Source organism: Wenyingzhuangia aestuarii (assembly GCF_011927765.1).
GTDB classification, from domain to species: Bacteria; Bacteroidota; Bacteroidia; order Flavobacteriales; family Flavobacteriaceae; genus Wenyingzhuangia; species Wenyingzhuangia aestuarii.
Window position 1 is genome coordinate 12,801 of record NZ_JAATJG010000009.1, and the last position, 16,823, is coordinate 29,623.

Below are 16,823 nucleotides of genomic sequence, written 5' to 3' on the forward strand. Positions count from 1 at the left end.
TTATTTATATCTACGAAATTCTTAAACCCTTTTTATTTCTCCAACTCCTTTTCCATTTGCTCCACCAAACTTTGTGGTGCTTTTACTTTACCCGATACCAACTGAGGCAACAATACGTCTCTTTGTTGAATGAGTGCTTGGGAATGAAACAAATTTGATTTAATCTTTTCAAACGAATGACTTATAAGACGTTCGAATTCATCGTTTATAATTAATAAATCAGGAACAACAACTTGAATTGCTTTAAACGTATCCTTTGTTATAGTGCTAAAAACAGATCCGTGACTCTTTCCCTGTAAATCTGAAACCATTTTTCTCAACAATAAATTAATAAAATAATCTTGATTATCAGTTTTAGATTCTACTCCATAGCAAGATTGATTCATTGCCGTTGGAACCCCTACAATAGCACACTTACCAACAGTTCCTCGAGCTGAAATTATTGTAATTCCTTTTCTTAAAATTTTTGTTGATGATTTTTCTACCCCTAAAGGAGTTATTTTCTTTTCAGTATCTATAACAAATACATCTGAATCTCTTGGGGCATCAACTACAGAAAACCATAGAACATCTCCATTCCAATATTCTTCTACTGATGTTTTTGGCGTTCCTCCTCCAATCAAATTCACCAATTCAGCTAAACTCTTCACCTCCCACCCTTCAGGAATCCATTTTTCTAAAGTGTCGTTAAACACAAAAGTACTTGGAAATAGTTTTTGGAGTTTTTTTGGTGTCTCGACTCCGCTTGATAACCTTATTTTTTTACGGATTTCTGCTTTGGCTTGTAAAGGTTCTGGAATGGGATTTCCAGCCGCCAAAGCATTGTCTAGTACAGGATCAAAATCTACAAACCAACTTTGGAACAGGGCTTGTGCCATGTTTTCTAAGGTTTGGTTCATTTTTCTGTTTAGCTCTATTTTAGCATCTAAATCTCCTAATATTTTAGCAATGGCTTTTTGCTCTGCTAGGGGTGGGAGGTTAATACAAACCTTATTTAAATCACCTATTGTTATTTGTGATTGAGCTGACCCACTATCCAAATATTTTAAGTTATTTTTTTGAAAAAAGTAATAAAAATACTTATTACTAATAATCGAATTATCAAATTCAAACTTTATTGAAAGGTTTGTCAAATAAGAATCTTCTTTAACCAACTTAACATCACCAGTTCCTCCAACACCTCTGGCAACAACTATCACATCACCTTTATTAACATTTTTAACAGGATATTTGTATTGATATTTATACCCAGAAAAGGTTGGATATTCACCAGTACCTAAATATTCTTTTTTAGGCATTTTCCCATACGATAACTTCGATATGTTCTCTAAAACAACCTCTTTCCACTCTTTACTCATAGCCCAAAAGTTTTAAATTGTCTTTAATGGCTTGGTCTAAAGTTTGGCTTTGTTCCATTTGCTTAAATAACAAACGGGTCAATGACCCCATTTTGGTTTCAAACGGAATGCCATCTCCTATTTCTTCGGCAACTCCTACATATCTACCTGGCGTTAACACATAATCGTTTTTTACAATGTCTTGTAGCGTAGCACTTTTGCAAAACCCTAAAACATCTTGGTACACACCATCTTTACTTTCTCCTCTCCAAGCGTGGTAGGTTTTGGTAATTTCGGCAATATCATCCGTAGTTAATTCTTTATGTGTACGGTCTACCATGGTTCCTAGGTTACGGGCATCTATAAACAAGGTTTCTCCTTTGCGGTTTCTGTGGTTGCGAGTACTATCTTCAAAAATTTGCTCTTCTTTATTTTTAGTCATAAACCACAAACAAACAGGAATTTGTGTGGTGTAAAACAATTGTCCTGGTAGGGCAATCATACAATCTACCAAATCGTTTTCAATCATTTTTTGTCTCAACACTCCTTCTCTAGAGGTATTGCTACTCATAGCACCGTTTGCCAACACAAAACCTGCCGTTCCGTTGGCAGATAATTTAGACAGCATGTTTAAAATCCAAGCATAATTGGCATTTCCTGTAGGAGGCACCTCATAACCTTGCCAACGAGGATCATCGGTTAATTCGTTACTAGCTCTCCAATCCTTTTGGTTAAAAGGTGGGTTTGCCATAATGTAATCTGCTTTTAAATCTGGATGCTGATCTTTAAAAAAAGTATCTGCGGGTACATCACCCAAATTGGCAGAAATTCCACGAATAGCCAAGTTCATTTTGGCTAGTTTGTAGGTAGTAGCAGTATATTCTTGTCCGTAAATAGAAATGTCTTTACTGCTTCCATTGTGGCTTTCTACAAACTTTATAGATTGCACAAACATTCCACCAGAACCACAAGCAGGATCGTAAATTTTACCTTTGTAAGGCTCTAGCATTTCTGCTATTAAATTTACCACACACTTAGGGGTGTAAAACTCTCCCCCTCCTTTTCCTTCGGTAGCTGCAAATTTTCCTAAAAAATATTCGTACACCCTACCCACAATATCATTTTCTTTATCGGCAATGGTATCTATATTGTTAATGGTATCTAACAAGGCAGACAGTTTACTTACATCCATATTTAAACGAGAAAAGTAATTGTCTGGCAAGGCACCTTGCAAACTCGGGTTGTTTTTTTCTACGGTATGCAAAGCAGTATCTATAATCAATGCAATAGCATCTTGCTTGGCATGTTCCATTACAAAACTCCAACGAGCTTCTGTAGGTAAATAGAATACGTTGTGCATGTTGTAGAACTCCTTCATATCTACATAAGCTTCCTTTCCATCGGCTATTAAATCTCTTTTGCGTTCTTCAAATTTATCACTAGAAAACTTTAAGAAAATTAATCCTAATACTACGTGTTTGTATTCCGAACTTTCTACGGTTCCTCTTAATTTATTGGCAGAATCCCACAGCGTTTCTTCTATGGATTTTTGCTTTTTAGCTACAGATGTTTTAGCCATTTATATGTTGTGTTGTTTATGTAAAGTAATTATAACAATTGTTAAAACATAAAGATACAAAGTCATTTGAGATAGTTGAATGCTTTTTAACTGCTTTTCATAAAAAACGATAGATATGTGCATATAGAATGCAATTAATATTTGTGCAGCTATACAACACTTGTGTGTTATATGTTTGTTTTAAAAAAAGAAAAAGATGCTTATACTACCTATACTATTAGTGGGATTGATAGTGCTTCAAAAAAAAGATGAAAACCCTGTATTTACTTTTAGTAAAGGCTTTGCCAAAGGTTTTATGCAATGCTTATTTATTTTGATGGGTTTTTTAATGCTTTTAAGTTTGTTTAAATAACAGATATCATGCTACACATCACACTTAACCAAACCTCAAACCAATGGATGCAATTTTGTTTTACAGATGGCTTTATTAAACAAGACTATGTTTTTAGTAATGATAGATTTTGTTTGAGTGATTTTATAGAAATGCTTTATGAATTAAAGGAACATGGCAAAAGCTATATTTATTTTTACAAAGAACCTGGAGACTATTATTTGATCTTTAAAAAAACAAACCATCACCATATTCGTTACGAGCTAAGAAAATATTTACACAACCCTAATCCTTTAACTTCTTTAGATTTTATAGAAGAAGAACCTGGTTGTAGTGCTATTGAGAACGATGTAGATGATGATGAGTGGAATTATAAAATTGTAATGTGTGGACAAACCGCTTGGTTTCCTTTAATCACTACTGTTAATAATATTTTAAAAGAACAGCACAAAACACCTTTTGATGAATATTTAAAAAATACTTCTAAAGAATTTCCTACCAAAGCCTATCATCAGTTTAAAAAATGGTACACTAAAAACAGATAAGCATGGGAGTAGATATTTGTACTTATAGCAAACACAACCTAGACACTAGTAATGTAGTCACTTTGGCTAAAGATCTTTTTAAAAGGTTACCCGTAAATATTACCTACGGATATTATAGCAATAAAAAACATTGTGAACTATTAGGAATAAAACCTACAGAAGAATTTGTGGTTTTAGAAAATCTTGTTAACAACCCTAAGCTAAGAACTTTTGTTTTGTATGATGAAAAATACCAACAAAAATTACTGTACACCACCTTTGGGAAAGATATTTTAACAAACCCAAAGTATGAATTATCGTTTTACGGAAACCCTACACAGCAAAATGTAGAAAAAGAAATAAACTCTTTTGAATATCCTCAATATCTATTGGAAATAGAAGAAAGTCAATACCATTTAGTAGATCACATACAAAGTATGTATATCTATAAAGATTTTATAGAAAATGATATGCAATACTTTAGCAGGTGGTATTATTTTAGAGATTTTTATGATGAACAAAAATACAAAGTGGATTTTAACACCTTAAAGAGACTACAATCTTACCGAGAAAGTTTGCATTATTACACTAAAAAACTAGGAGGAACTTTTTGTTATTTTATAGACGATGCTGGAAATTGTTGTACACAGGGAGTTGAGTATGAAGTATACTGGAAAGATTTAAAAAATTTAATTGAAAAAAACGCTGGCAAACAATTGACAAATATTGCCCTGTTAAACATACACAAAGCCCCTCAGAAAAAACAAACTATTCAAAAAACCCCTTCATTAGCTTTTGTAGATGATTTTAGAGATGTTAAAACAATTTAAACGATGAACTACGCAAAAGAAGAATTCCCCAAATTAAAAGGACGAGTTATTAGTTGTACACATCAAATTTCTAAACAGATTTTAGAATGCAAATATAAAAAACTAGACTACTTCTATTCCCTTCATCAATCTTAAATACAGTGATTAAGTATTAAAAAAAAACATAAAAAAACACTTTTATTAAAGTGTTTTTTTATGTTTTTAATTACCTCCAAAACTTACTTTAACAAAAGTGTTTATCTAACTAAAAAGATTGATTACTTTTCTATTTCTAACAACAAAACACCATGCACACCAAGTTCAAAATTAGTTCCTAAAGATTCTCTTGTAAGCATGTTTGTACACTTTACAGTGTCTCCGTTTTTCATAGATACTTTTAATTGTGCTTTATTTTTACCTAGGTTCACAATTGTCATCATATAGCCACCTTTTCCGTTAGGAGCAACTCTCCATACACATCCTTTTTGTGCCAATTCGTTAGATTCTGATAAAACAACTTTTGGCAACTTGGTATCTACCAATTGCAATGCCAATGTCTTTAAATCTTGATGTTTGTTAGTGTTTAAAACGTGTAATTTTCCTTTATTATTTTTTAAAGTCTGTGAACGTTTATGACCATATTCGTCCATAGAAAGACTAGTCTTGTTGTCTAAAATAACAGTTCCTCCATTATCTAAATATTTCTGAAGTTCATCAAATTCAGAATCTGTAACATATGGTGTTTTGTAAACCAAAACGACATCCCAATTTTTATGGTTTTGCTTTTTGATAATTTTTTCGGTTGCATAACCTACAGGAAAACCTTCAAAAAATAACGATTCATAAAGAGGATATTGTTCTGACATATGATGTTTTTTATTGATAGCTGATGTTTCTGAATGAAACAACCTTATAGGTCTTCTTTGACGACGTAGAGCCATTATTTCTTCTGAAAAACTATTCAAATCCATCATTACCTGCGTAAGTTCATTGGCTACCTGAGGTTGCATATTTACCGAAGCTGCAAAAGATTTCTGTAAGGCATTGTCCGAAGAGTGAACGTTATTTTCGAATCTTGCTTCTGGCGAACCATCTGGATCTCTAGCCCAAAACCAAGACAAACCAGCATCCATTCCAAACAAAGTTGCCAACCAAAAATTATTTCTAATGTACTCTGGAGAGGTGTCTAATTTACGCCAAGCAACACTAGACAAAAAATGGGTTTCTGAATTTACATGTATTTTTTCAGGAGCTACAGATTCCATAAAATCGTACGAAACACAAAGCTCTTCCCAATGATACGAATAATGTTTCTCCCATGGTTCTGTTCTATTGTATCGCATATCTTTTTCTCTAGTTTTGGCATCATCACCAATCATTGTAGTCAGTTCAGTAAGCGATTCTATATCAATTCCATGAGAACGATCATCATCCGAAAAAAAGTGCGGTTGTAATTTTATATGCGTATCTCCATTCGGATTGGTTTTGTGCAATTCTGTTTGTAAAAAAGCAAACCACTCTATTGCTCTATCCATGTTAAAACGATCCCAATCGTACCTTAACGGTGTTCCTTTTGTTTCTTTTCTTAATGGAAACTCAAAAGCTACATCATCAAACGATTTAAAGTTTGTGTTCCAGTTTTGATTAAGTTTAGTAATATTGTTTTTATACTTTACACTTAACCAATGCTTGTATTTTTTTAGAGTATACGATGAAAGGTCATTCATTTCACCTAGCTTATAAGCCCAACTCCCTTTTTCAGAAAACCAATGTGGTTCATTAGCCAATATGTATCCCAATTGCACTGTTTTTTTTCCTTTGGTTATCTCTCCTGCTTTTTTTATAATATCGCTCCAAACATCACGCATTAGCGGGTTATCAATATCAAAACCAACAAAAGTACTCCTTCCTTTGGTTACTTCTGGTTCTTGTTCTTTAATCCATTTAGGAACATTTGTATTCCAAAGTAAAAGATATCCTGCTTTGGTATTAGGATGATGGATAGCTTTGTTAAGAGCATATGCATTAAAAGTTCTGTCTTCTTTTAAAGAACTAGATGCAAAACCTCCAATATGGTCTATATTTCCTAAATGATCGTTATAAATACTGGGATCAGAAGTAGGGTTTCCCATTGATTTTGAAAAATAATCATATAAAAATATTGGTTTCCCATTACTGGTAAACTGATCATTTTCAACCTTTATGCGTTCCCAATCTACTTTTCTTACAGGTCTTCTTACAATGGTTTCTTTCACTACTTTTGTAAGATTGTCAATACCTTGGTCTAAAATCTCAATTACTTTTGTTCTCTCAAACTCTGGAAGCTCTTTAGCCATTTGAGCTTTGTCTCCTTTTATTGGGGTAAATTTTTCAAAAGACTCCTGAATAAAATCGGTATGATTTTCATCCCACTTGGCTATTTTTAAAAACTCTTTTGAAAACCAAACAATGGTTTCTTCTCTTGTAACATCAAACCCTTTTTTTTGGGCTTTGGTCATTAATTTTTCTAGTTGTGTAATTTTTTTCTTTGCTTGTTTGTTTAATTCTTGAGCATTTACAGAAAAAAACTGCACAAATAACAGCATTACTAAAAGATAGGGTTTGTTAATTCTAATCATATATTCTAATTGTTAAATTTGTAATACTTTATAATTTGATAATCTTTTTAGTGTATTTATAACTATCCAAATACAATTCTACTACAAAAGATCCTGATGTTAATTCTGGTAAATTAGCCGTTAAAAGAGTAGTAGTTTTAAATTTCTGTTTTTTAACCATCTTTCCAGAGTAATTAAATATTTTTAATTGACCATGTATAAACTCTCTGTTTATTTTTACGTTTAATTGATTATTATCTATAGGATTTGGATAAATATCTACAAGAACACTCCCTTCTGTGTTGTCTTCATTACTACTTGTTAAAGAATTGTTTGAACGTAACTCTAACAATAAAGCATCGTTCGGTTTCATTATTATTTCAGTTCCCATATTTTTGTTAGTTAATAAATTTTTAACCTTTACATTGTTAAAACCATTTAACCCAAGATTAGTAGTTGCATTGTCTTTACCCATATTCACAATACTTACTATGTAAGAATTGTCAGAATTCTTTTTAATACTTCTCCAAAAACAACCACGTTTATCTATATTTTTATTTTCTATAACTGTTACAGCATTTCTATTTCCTTTGTTTTCTACAATTTCTATTACCTTAGCCCTAATACTATTCAAATCAGACAAATACAACAAACGTCCCCCATTAGTTGTGTTCAATGTCGCATTTCTAATTATTCCATACTCATTCTTTAACAAGCTTTTATTGTCTAAAACAACAGTACCTCCTTGATTTAAATAATTTTGCAATGCCGTAATTTCTTTATCTGTAACAAAAGGCGTTTTGTTTACAATAACTACATCCCAATTAGACTGATCTTGTTTTTCTATAATATTTTGAGTTGCAAAACCTATGGGTATTCCATCAAAAAATAATTTTTCATACAACTCTAATTCGTGCTCCATATGATTTGGAACATTAATTGCTGATGTTTCTGAATGAAAAATACGAATAGACTTACGTGCATTTTGAATTTTATAGATGTCTGATGCAAAAGCATTCATATCATAAAAAACATTTCCTATTTCATTTACAATAGCTGGTTGATGAATTAGACTTGCTGCATAACCAGAATCCGACCCTATACTTCCTTTTCTTATAGAACCATCTTCTTCTCTTGGCCAATACCAAATATGACTCACGTTTTCTCCCAACATATAACCCGTCCAAAAAGCAGCTCTTACGTAAGATGGCTCTAAATACAAATCTCTAAATTGAGAGGTAGAAACATAATGATTTTCTGAATTAAAATTAATTGCATTAGGTTTTACAGAACTTAAAAAATCAAAACTGATAGCCATTTCGGACCAATGAAAATTATATCTATCCATCCATTTTTCTGTTTTGCCACTCATTAACGTCTGATTCATATCAGCATCGTTTCCTATAATTTCCTGAACCTCTTGTAGTGCTTCAAAATCTAAACCTGCATCTCTTGTAGCTCTAGAACTAAAAAATAAAGGAATAAGTTTTATATGTGTACGTGCTTTTGGATCTTTTTCTTTGATCTTATCGTGTATAGATTTAAACCAATTTGTAACTCTTAAGTTGTTAAAACGAAACCAATCGTACACTTTTGGTGTTCCAACCTCTACATTTTTTATAGGAAAATCTAATGAGAAATTGGCTTCCGAATTTGGAGTATACACACCTGGAATTTCATCAAAACTTGTTAAATATTTTGAAGTTTCATTACCAAACCAATTTTTATTTAATTGTGTCAATCCTTCCAATGTATCACCGTATATATTTTTTAAATACGTTTCAAACTTCTGCATAGTTGCATAAGAAATTAGGTGATTGTTACATGTAGGGTTCAAATCACAATTACTTTGCTGATTACCCGTTGTATTAGGAGTAAAATAATCTTTTTCTATGGTAGCAAAATGAGGTTCATTTGCCATCATATATCCTAAAGTTTCACTCGCTTTACTTTTGTACGCGGGTATTGCTTTATCTAACAATTGCAACAAACTATTGTGAACTATAGAGTTATCAATATCATATCCTACAAACAAGCGTTGTCCTGCATATACAGACTTACTATCATTTTTTGTATTTACATAATCATTGGCAATATAATCTGGTACCGATCTTAGATCTATAAACACTCTACTAATGTTTGAATTACTTCCAATTCTAGAATTTAAATTCCATGTAAATCCATTTTTTAACGTATTATCTGATTTTAAATACGTAGAAGTTAAATACAAGTCTGGTGTATTTCCGTGAAATTCATTTAAACTAAGTGTAGCTGAATTTTTATTATCAATATCTAATAATACTGATTCAGGCTTAAAAGTGTAATCATAATAGAACGTTGGGACATTAAGTCCGTTAACATTTTCTACAATTATTTCTTGTTGACCATCATTAACAACCTTTAATTTACTATAATCAATTGTTCTATAATTTGGGCGGACTAAAGTACCTACTTGAAGTTCTTGAATATTAGTGATAGCTTGAGTAGTAATTTCTAATATTTGTTCTCTTTCAAACTGAGGAACATAATTCGCTACTTGATCCAAGTTTTTACCTTTCTTATCTTGTTTGTTGTTTCTATAGGTAGTAATAATTCCAAATTGAGTCTTATTTTTTTCTATGTTATTTTCATCCCAATCAGAATATCTAAGGAAAACTTCTGCCGTTCGCAAAGTCATTTTTTCTTTCTCTACATTTAAATTCTCATTCTCAGCTTTATCAATAACTATTTTTAATTGAGAAATTTTATCAAGAACCTGTTGTCTTAGATCTTGGGAATAACCACCCAAAGAGGTAAGAAAAAATAAAACAAGACTTACATAATTTATATAGTTTGTTATCATATGTATTTTTATAAAATTATAGTTAATAAATGTAAACTATAGCTCAACAAACAATGTCTCTTATCATCAATAAATAGTCTTTTATAGTTTGGATCAAAACAGATAATAAAACTGATTTACAATCATTTTCATGTATAAACAGACAATATTTTCACTTAAAAAGACACTGAAACTTTCTTTATTAATTTGTTTTGTAGAACATTATTAATAATAAGAATTTTACATTATGAAAAAAATTACACTTTTAGCTCTTACGATTATCCCTGTATTTACAATGTCCTCGCAAATTGCAGGGTTTAATACTGATGCTTATGGATTTGAATTGACAAACGTTCAGTGGACTAGTGGCGGAACACATAACGGTGCATCATCTCCTGGAAATATAGTAGATGCTATTACTCAAAATGACGGTTTTATACAATCAGATGAAAAGGCCAGAACAGGTACCTATAGTTTACTTGCTGATTTTTCTTCTTCAATACCTGGAGAGACTCCAAGTTTACAAGGATGGAGAGCTAACGTAAATGGAGAAACAAACTATGATTATATCGCTAGTGCCACTACAAAAAACTATACATTGTCTGCATACATATATATTAATGCTACTACTGATGGAAATTTAAGAATTACTTCACAAGGTTCTAACGGAAGACAATATAATCAATTAAGTATCCCCTTAAACACCGTTCCTACAGATACATGGACTAAGTTTAGTATTTCTTTTGATCAAAACGTACCCCAAGAAGATTATTGGTCTTCTGTTAATTTTAGTACCTTACCAACTGGCAATGTTAAAATTTTTGTTGATGATATTTCTATTGTAGAAACATCAACTTTGAGTGCAAATAGGCTAGATAAAGACATCTTTAATTTAGCAGTAAATTATAATACTTCTAAACTTAATATTACAGCTCCTAAAGGTTCTAAATTAGAAATTTTTAATGTGCTTGGTTCTAAAATTAAAACCATTGATATTACAGAAAAAAATAACATTATAGATATTTCTACATTATCAAAAAACATGTATATCTGTAAACTTAATTATCAAGGAAACACCATTACTAAAAAAATTATTGCAAACTAAACAATAACTTACTATACTATTATTAACATCTATTTATAGAATCTTACTTATAAAGGTTTTATAAATAGGTGTTATTTGTTTTTATCACAATTAAGATACTTCCACATCTATTTTTTATTGTTTTTAAATTAACATTGTAAAAATTATTTTAAAATGAGAAATTTCCATAGACAAATAGTGCCTTTATTTTTTTTATTCTTATTTTCTTATTTATGTATTGGTCAAAAAAAAGATATCAAATACATAGATAAAATAACCATAGAAAATGGATTAGCACATAATGGGGTTACCTCTATTTTAGAAGACAGTAGAGGCTTTATTTGGTTTGGGACTTATGATGGATTAAACAAGTATAATGGATATGAAATTACAACTTTTAAAAACACTTCCAAAAAAACTGTTTTAACTAGTAATAGAGTTAGAACACTAAGTGAAGATTTTAATGGAAATATTTGGATAGGCACCGATAACGGAGTAACCGTTTACAATTACGAAAAAGAATCTTTTAAAAAGTTGGACCTCCCTCTTGACTCTATAAACAAGGTGAATAATTTTATTATTAGAAAAATTATTCCATCTAATAATACCATTGTTTGTGCTACAGAAGGTAATGGTATTTTAATTTTTGACAATTATTATCGTTTTATAAAAAGAATTTTTTCTACAAGTAATAAAAACATTCTCTTTTCTGACGGAGTTGAGTTAGATTCTAATCATATATTATTTACAACTTCTGTAGGTTTAGTACTATATTCTAAAAAAGAACAAAGTATTAAACAAGTGGTAAATGAAATTACTTATTCCAGAACATTGTTAAAATTAGATGCAAATCATTTATTTATTGCGGAAACTAAAGGAGTAACTCTTGTAAACTTTAAAAAAATAGACTCTACATTTAAGTTTACAAAAGAACATACTTCTTTGAATGAAATACAAGCCAATAGCATGATGATGGATGGCTATCAAAATTTATGGGTGGGAGGTATAATTGGAGGAATTAAAAAATTTCCTGTTTCTGATTTTAAAAAAATAATCACTAAAAAAGAACTCCGTTCATTTAATGATAATTACGAAATTTTGCGTTCAAGTTCTCTCATGTTGTCGTCTAACAAACACTGTTGGTACACTACTTTTGATAAGGGGGTTTATAAATTTAACACCAAACCAAATAATTTTCATCATGTGGGCTACAATAAATACAGTAATGAAAAATTTGGTATGATTTCTTTTATATCTGAATACGATACAAACAAAATATTAATTACCGACAACATTAATGGACTTAGCTTATACAACACTAAAACCCAAAAAGAACAAAAAATTCCTTTTACTTTTCTAAGAAAATCAAAACAAAAAATTTACGGTATATATAGAGATAAAAAAAAACATTTTTGGCTAAATTACTTTAATGATCATACCATTTTTCATTTGAACGAAAATGGTGAGTTCCTAGAAAAAATAATACTAGACAAACACATACCTATTATACAAATCCAAAGCTACACAGAAGACTTAAATGGTAATATATGGATTGCTAGCACCAATACTGTTTACCAACTAAGCCTAAATAAATTTCATTGTGTTAAAAGCTTAGAAAAACTATGCAACAACACATTCTTTAAAGGCAAAAACACCGGTCCTTTAAGAACCATTTATGCAGATCCCTTAAAAGAAATTATATGGATAGGCTCCGAAACTAAAGGTTTGTTTAGAGTTAATTATTCCAATAATACATCTCTTAAAAAAAGTAAAATTTCTCAATATACTCAACAAAATTCATCCAATGCTATAAGTAGTAACTTTGTAAGTTGTATTATTAGACTACCTAATAACAGTTTATGGATTGGAACCGAAGGTGGCGGAATTTGTAAAGTTGAAAACAGTTTTACACAACCTAAATTCACCCAATTTACAGAAGCAGACGGGCTGTCTAACAACGTTGTAAAAAATATACTTTTTGACCAAAATCAAAATTTATGGATTTCTACTAATATAGGACTCAATAAATTTGATATTAACAAACAAATATTCTTTAAACTTAACAAACTAGACGGTTTAGAATTTCAAGATTTTTGGTATTCAACTGTAAAATTAAAAAACAACTTTTTTGTTTTTTCTGGTTTAAATGGTTTTTGTTTTTTTAATCCTAAAAAAATTAATATTGAAAACAAAATACCTCTATTCCAATTCGAAAATTTCAAATTATTTGATAAAAAAGTAACTCCAAACGATACTATTAATAATAGGGTTTTAATCTCAAAAAACATCAATCTTAACAATCAAATAAATTTAAAACATAACGAAAATGTACTTTCTATTGATATTACCAGCTTGCATTTTTCAGATAGTAAAAATCATTTAATTAGATATCAATTACACCCCATTAACAACCGTTTTACAGAAATAACATCTCGTCAAAAAAATATAACTTATGCAGGGTTACAGCCAGGAGAATATACACTATTAGCCCAAGTGTCTAGCGCATCAGGAACTTGGAGCCCTACAAAAAAATTACATTTTACTATTTCTCCATCTATCTGGCAAACCTCTTTAGCTTATTTTATTTATATTATTTTAATTATTAGTGTTATTGTAATCACAATCTATATTATTTTAAGATTTCAAAAACTGAATCATAATGTTCAAATAGAAAAATTAGAAAAAAACGCACTTAAAAAAAACAACGAAGATAAACTAACCTTTTTTTCTAACATATCTCACGAAATAAAAACCCCAATCACACTACTTTCAGAGCCATTAAAGGAATGTTTAACATATAATAAAGATGATCCTAAAACTATCAAAAGACTTCAAATTATACAAAGACAAACTACCAAAATATTAAAACTAATAGATGAAATCCATGACTTTAGAAAAGCAGATGCTCATACATTAAAGGTAAATTACTCATTATTTAATTTTAATGATTTTATAGAATCCATTACTCAAGATTTTACTCAACTTGCAATTAATGACCATAAAAACTTCCATATAATCCCCCCAAAAAAAACATTAATTGTATCTGCGGATAAAGATAAGATTGAAAAAATAATTAATAATTTATTAAACAATGCTTTTAAATACACCCTAAAAAACAACACAATAACCCTTAGCTACTATTGGTCTGATAACAATTTAAACCTTAAAGTACATGATGACGGAAAAGGGATTAATAAAAATGATTTACCACATATTTTTGAGCGTTTTTTTCAATCTAAAAATGGACGTAATAATTTTTACCAAGGATCTGGAATTGGGCTAGCATTCACAAAACAGCTTACGGAAATACATTACGGGTCTATTAATGTGAAAAGTGAAATAAATAAAGGAACTACGTTTTATATTGAATTACCTATTTTACATGATGTTATAAACGAAGAATATGCAAAACCAATATTATTACCTATAGAAGAAGAAATTGAGCTTACTGATATAATAAATGAACAAGATGATATTGACGATCTAAGTGGAGAGTTTTCTGAATCTTTAATTTATTATGTGGAAGACAATACAGAAATGAGAGAGTATGTATCTTCCGTGCTTAGTAGTTTTTATATTATAAATTCTTTTAGCAATGGAAAAGAATGCATGGATGCTTTAGAAGATAAATGGCCAGAAATTATAATTAGCGATATCCAAATGCCTATTATGAATGGTTTAGAATTATGTAATCAAGTAAAATCTAATTTTAAAACAAGTCATATTCCTGTAATTTTACTTACTGCTTTAACTAAAATAGAAGATCATATACAAGGAATTAAAGGCGGTGCAGATGCTTATATAAAAAAACCTTTTAGTCTTAATTTCTTAACAAACTCTATAGAAGCTTTATTAATTAATCGTAAACAACTTAGAGAACGTTATCAAATAGGAATTCCTTTAGATCATACAAAAACCAATCAAAACGACGATTTATTCTTAAAAAAATTATTTTTTATGATGGAAGAAAAAATAGAAAATCAAGAATTCGACATAAATCAACTAGCTAAAGATTTATACCTGAATAGAACTTATTTTTTTAAAAAAGTAAAAGCCTTAACCAATCATACTCCTTATGAGCTATTAAGAAAATATCGTCTAAAGAAAGCTGCAGAACTTTTATCACAACAAAAACTAACAGTAAACGAAGTTTACATGATGACTGGTTTTAAAAGCAGAACTCATTTTATAAAAATCTTTAAAGACCAATACAACATTCCACCTAGCAAATACGCCTCTTCAATTCTAAAACAATAAAAAAAGACATTTATTTTACGCAATACTACATGCTTTTTTTAAGATTAGAATATTATTGAATTCTAATTAATTTAAAAACAAAATAAAAATGAAAAGATTAAAGTTAAAAAATTTACTTGTACTATTTACCCTAGTCTTTTATAGTCAAATGAATTCACAAATTAATTACAACAAAGAAGCATGGTCTTTTGAATTGGATAAAAAAGTTAAATATAATGGAGGAACTGCTGATATTATTACTGCATGGACCCAAGATGCTGGTTTTACACTATCATCTGAATATGTACACTCTGGAAAATATAGCTGTAAAATGGACTTTAGCAAACAAGACAAATCTGGAAAACTCCAAACTTGGAGATCTAAACAAGGAAAAGAAGGTGACATACAAGTTCTGTCTAAAAAATCTTATTCTGTAAGTGCTTGGTTCTACATTCCGTCAGGAACTCCTTCTGGAAAATTAGGTATTAGTCTTCAAAAATCAGGTGGTAAAGAGGTTGTAGCCAACTTAAACTTAAAAAGAGTTAAGGTAGGTGAATGGACAAAAGTAACAGCTAAATTTAATGGAATTCCTGTTGTTGATAAAAAACTATGGAGCAGTGTAAGTTATTACTCTAAGCCTAAATCAAACATCACTATATACGTAGATGACATAACATTCCAAGAACTCAATTAAATTGTAAAAAAGAAAGCAGGTAGGTAGGTTGATTTCGGAAGCTTTTTCTTTCATTTAGCATTCTACTTTTTTACACTTCATAAAAACGAGCCGATTATATCTTTATAATCAGCTCGTTTTTTTAATGTATTTGAGCCAAATAGAAAAAAGTCGTCTTATAAAATATAATGTAGCCTTCTCCTTTTTAGGACACCTCAAAATTCGACAAATAATTATTATTTAGGTTAGATTTGGAGAAAAAGATTTTCAGGAGAAAAGTAATTGTCTGGTAAGGAAACTTGCAAACTCGGGTTGTTTTTCTAAACAGATTTTAGAAGGCAAACTGATTTCTGCTACCGCATTTGAAGAATTTTTAAAAGCAATTACAAGGCAAAGTACGGAGAAGAACCTTTGTATGCCACCATACACAGCATTTATTATACCTCTATGAGATACGATGCTATTTACGTATCTATTTATTGGGAATTTTTAATTGATGAAACCTACATTAGTTCTTTTACCATAGACAAACCTGCCTGTACTCATCCTGCCGTTCCTATGGCTCAAAATTTTAGGTTTGAAAAATATGAGGATTAAAAAAAACCTAACAGTCACATATAAAGAAACTTAAATAACAAGCACTACAACTAACAAATAAATTCACTCAACAAAAAAGACGGCAGGTAGGTAGGTTGAATTTGTGAAATTTTATATTTTTTCTAAAATCAACATTACAAATAACGTTCTCAAAAAGGATGGATGAGTAGTTTTACTAACCTTTTTCTTTCATATAACATACTGTTCTGTCATATATAACAAAGAAGTAAAAATC

Annotated in this window: 10 protein-coding genes; 6 read left to right on the forward strand and 4 right to left on the reverse strand. The window is 30.1% G+C overall.

The features are described 5' to 3' along the window. Positions 1-32: 32 nt before the first annotated feature. Together GGR97_RS09555 and GGR97_RS09560 are read right to left on the reverse strand one after the other, a co-directional pair. Positions 33-1,358 carry a restriction endonuclease subunit S gene (locus GGR97_RS09555; protein WP_167898293.1) on the reverse strand — a complete coding sequence of 442 codons (1,326 nt, stop codon included), beginning with the start codon at positions 1,356-1,358 and terminating at the stop codon, positions 33-35. After that, complete coding sequence (locus GGR97_RS09560) at positions 1,351-2,916, reverse strand: type I restriction-modification system subunit M (RefSeq protein ID WP_167898294.1); 1,566 nt, start codon at positions 2,914-2,916, stop codon at positions 1,351-1,353. The genes GGR97_RS09555 and GGR97_RS09560 overlap by 8 nt, the downstream gene beginning before the upstream one ends. 360 nt (positions 2,917-3,276) lie before the next feature. Between GGR97_RS09560 and GGR97_RS09565 the strand changes: the two genes are divergently transcribed. After that, a complete protein-coding gene (locus GGR97_RS09565) occupies positions 3,277-3,792 on the forward strand; it encodes a hypothetical protein (protein WP_167898295.1) in 516 nt (171 codons plus the stop codon). 2 nt (positions 3,793-3,794) lie between these two features. Then, a complete protein-coding gene (locus tag GGR97_RS09570) occupies positions 3,795-4,601 on the forward strand; it encodes a hypothetical protein (protein ID WP_167898296.1) in 807 nt (268 codons plus the stop codon). Positions 4,602-4,858: 257 nt separating this feature from the next. On the opposite strand, the gene GGR97_RS09575 is transcribed toward GGR97_RS09570, so the two are convergent. After that, positions 4,859-7,198 (reverse strand): glycoside hydrolase family 42, encoded by a 2,340-nt coding sequence (locus GGR97_RS09575; RefSeq protein WP_167898297.1) that lies wholly within the window; start codon positions 7,196-7,198, stop codon positions 4,859-4,861. A 28-nt stretch (positions 7,199-7,226) separates the two neighbouring features. Then, the gene (locus GGR97_RS09580) at positions 7,227-10,019 is read right to left on the reverse strand and encodes a T9SS type A sorting domain-containing protein (protein WP_167898298.1); all 2,793 of its coding nucleotides are present in this window, start codon (positions 10,017-10,019) and stop codon (positions 7,227-7,229) included. A 226-nt stretch (positions 10,020-10,245) separates the two neighbouring features. On the opposite strand from GGR97_RS09580, the gene GGR97_RS09585 reads away from it, so the two are divergent. The 4 genes from GGR97_RS09585 to GGR97_RS09600 all read left to right on the forward strand — a co-directional run bounded on the left by GGR97_RS09585 (position 10,246) and on the right by GGR97_RS09600 (position 16,588). Continuing rightward, positions 10,246-11,103, forward strand: coding sequence for a T9SS type A sorting domain-containing protein (locus tag GGR97_RS09585; RefSeq protein ID WP_167898299.1), 858 nt, complete (start codon positions 10,246-10,248; stop codon positions 11,101-11,103). Between the two features lie 153 nt (positions 11,104-11,256). Beyond that, entirely contained in the window at positions 11,257-15,339 is a 4,083-nt protein-coding gene (locus GGR97_RS09590) for a hybrid sensor histidine kinase/response regulator transcription factor (protein WP_167898300.1), read from the forward strand. A gap of 88 nt (positions 15,340-15,427) precedes the next feature. Next, complete coding sequence (locus tag GGR97_RS09595; RefSeq protein ID WP_167898301.1) at positions 15,428-16,012, forward strand: hypothetical protein; 585 nt, start codon at positions 15,428-15,430, stop codon at positions 16,010-16,012. A gap of 426 nt (positions 16,013-16,438) precedes the next feature. Beyond that, positions 16,439-16,588 carry a hypothetical protein gene (locus tag GGR97_RS09600; RefSeq protein ID WP_167898302.1) on the forward strand — a complete coding sequence of 50 codons (150 nt, stop codon included), beginning with the start codon at positions 16,439-16,441 and terminating at the stop codon, positions 16,586-16,588. The last annotated feature ends 235 nt before the right edge of the window (positions 16,589-16,823 follow it).

Bases quoted from the DNA above. Each gene is read 5' to 3' on its own strand.
- GGR97_RS09580 (WP_167898298.1), bottom strand. From the start codon at position 10,019: ATGATAACAAACTATATAAATTATGTAAGTCTTGTTTTATTTTTTCTT.
- GGR97_RS09575 (WP_167898297.1), bottom strand. From the start codon at position 7,198: ATGATTAGAATTAACAAACCCTATCTTTTAGTAATGCTGTTATTTGTG.
- GGR97_RS09585 (WP_167898299.1), top strand. From the start codon at position 10,246: ATGAAAAAAATTACACTTTTAGCTCTTACGATTATCCCTGTATTTACA.
- GGR97_RS09595 (WP_167898301.1), top strand. From the start codon at position 15,428: ATGAAAAGATTAAAGTTAAAAAATTTACTTGTACTATTTACCCTAGTC.
- GGR97_RS09565 (WP_167898295.1), top strand. From the start codon at position 3,277: ATGCTACACATCACACTTAACCAAACCTCAAACCAATGGATGCAATTT.
- GGR97_RS09600 (WP_167898302.1), top strand. From the start codon at position 16,439: ATGAGATACGATGCTATTTACGTATCTATTTATTGGGAATTTTTAATT.
- GGR97_RS09560 (WP_167898294.1), bottom strand. From the start codon at position 2,916: ATGGCTAAAACATCTGTAGCTAAAAAGCAAAAATCCATAGAAGAAACG.
- GGR97_RS09590 (WP_167898300.1), top strand. From the start codon at position 11,257: ATGAGAAATTTCCATAGACAAATAGTGCCTTTATTTTTTTTATTCTTA.
- GGR97_RS09555 (WP_167898293.1), bottom strand. From the start codon at position 1,358: ATGAGTAAAGAGTGGAAAGAGGTTGTTTTAGAGAACATATCGAAGTTA.
- GGR97_RS09570 (WP_167898296.1), top strand. From the start codon at position 3,795: ATGGGAGTAGATATTTGTACTTATAGCAAACACAACCTAGACACTAGT.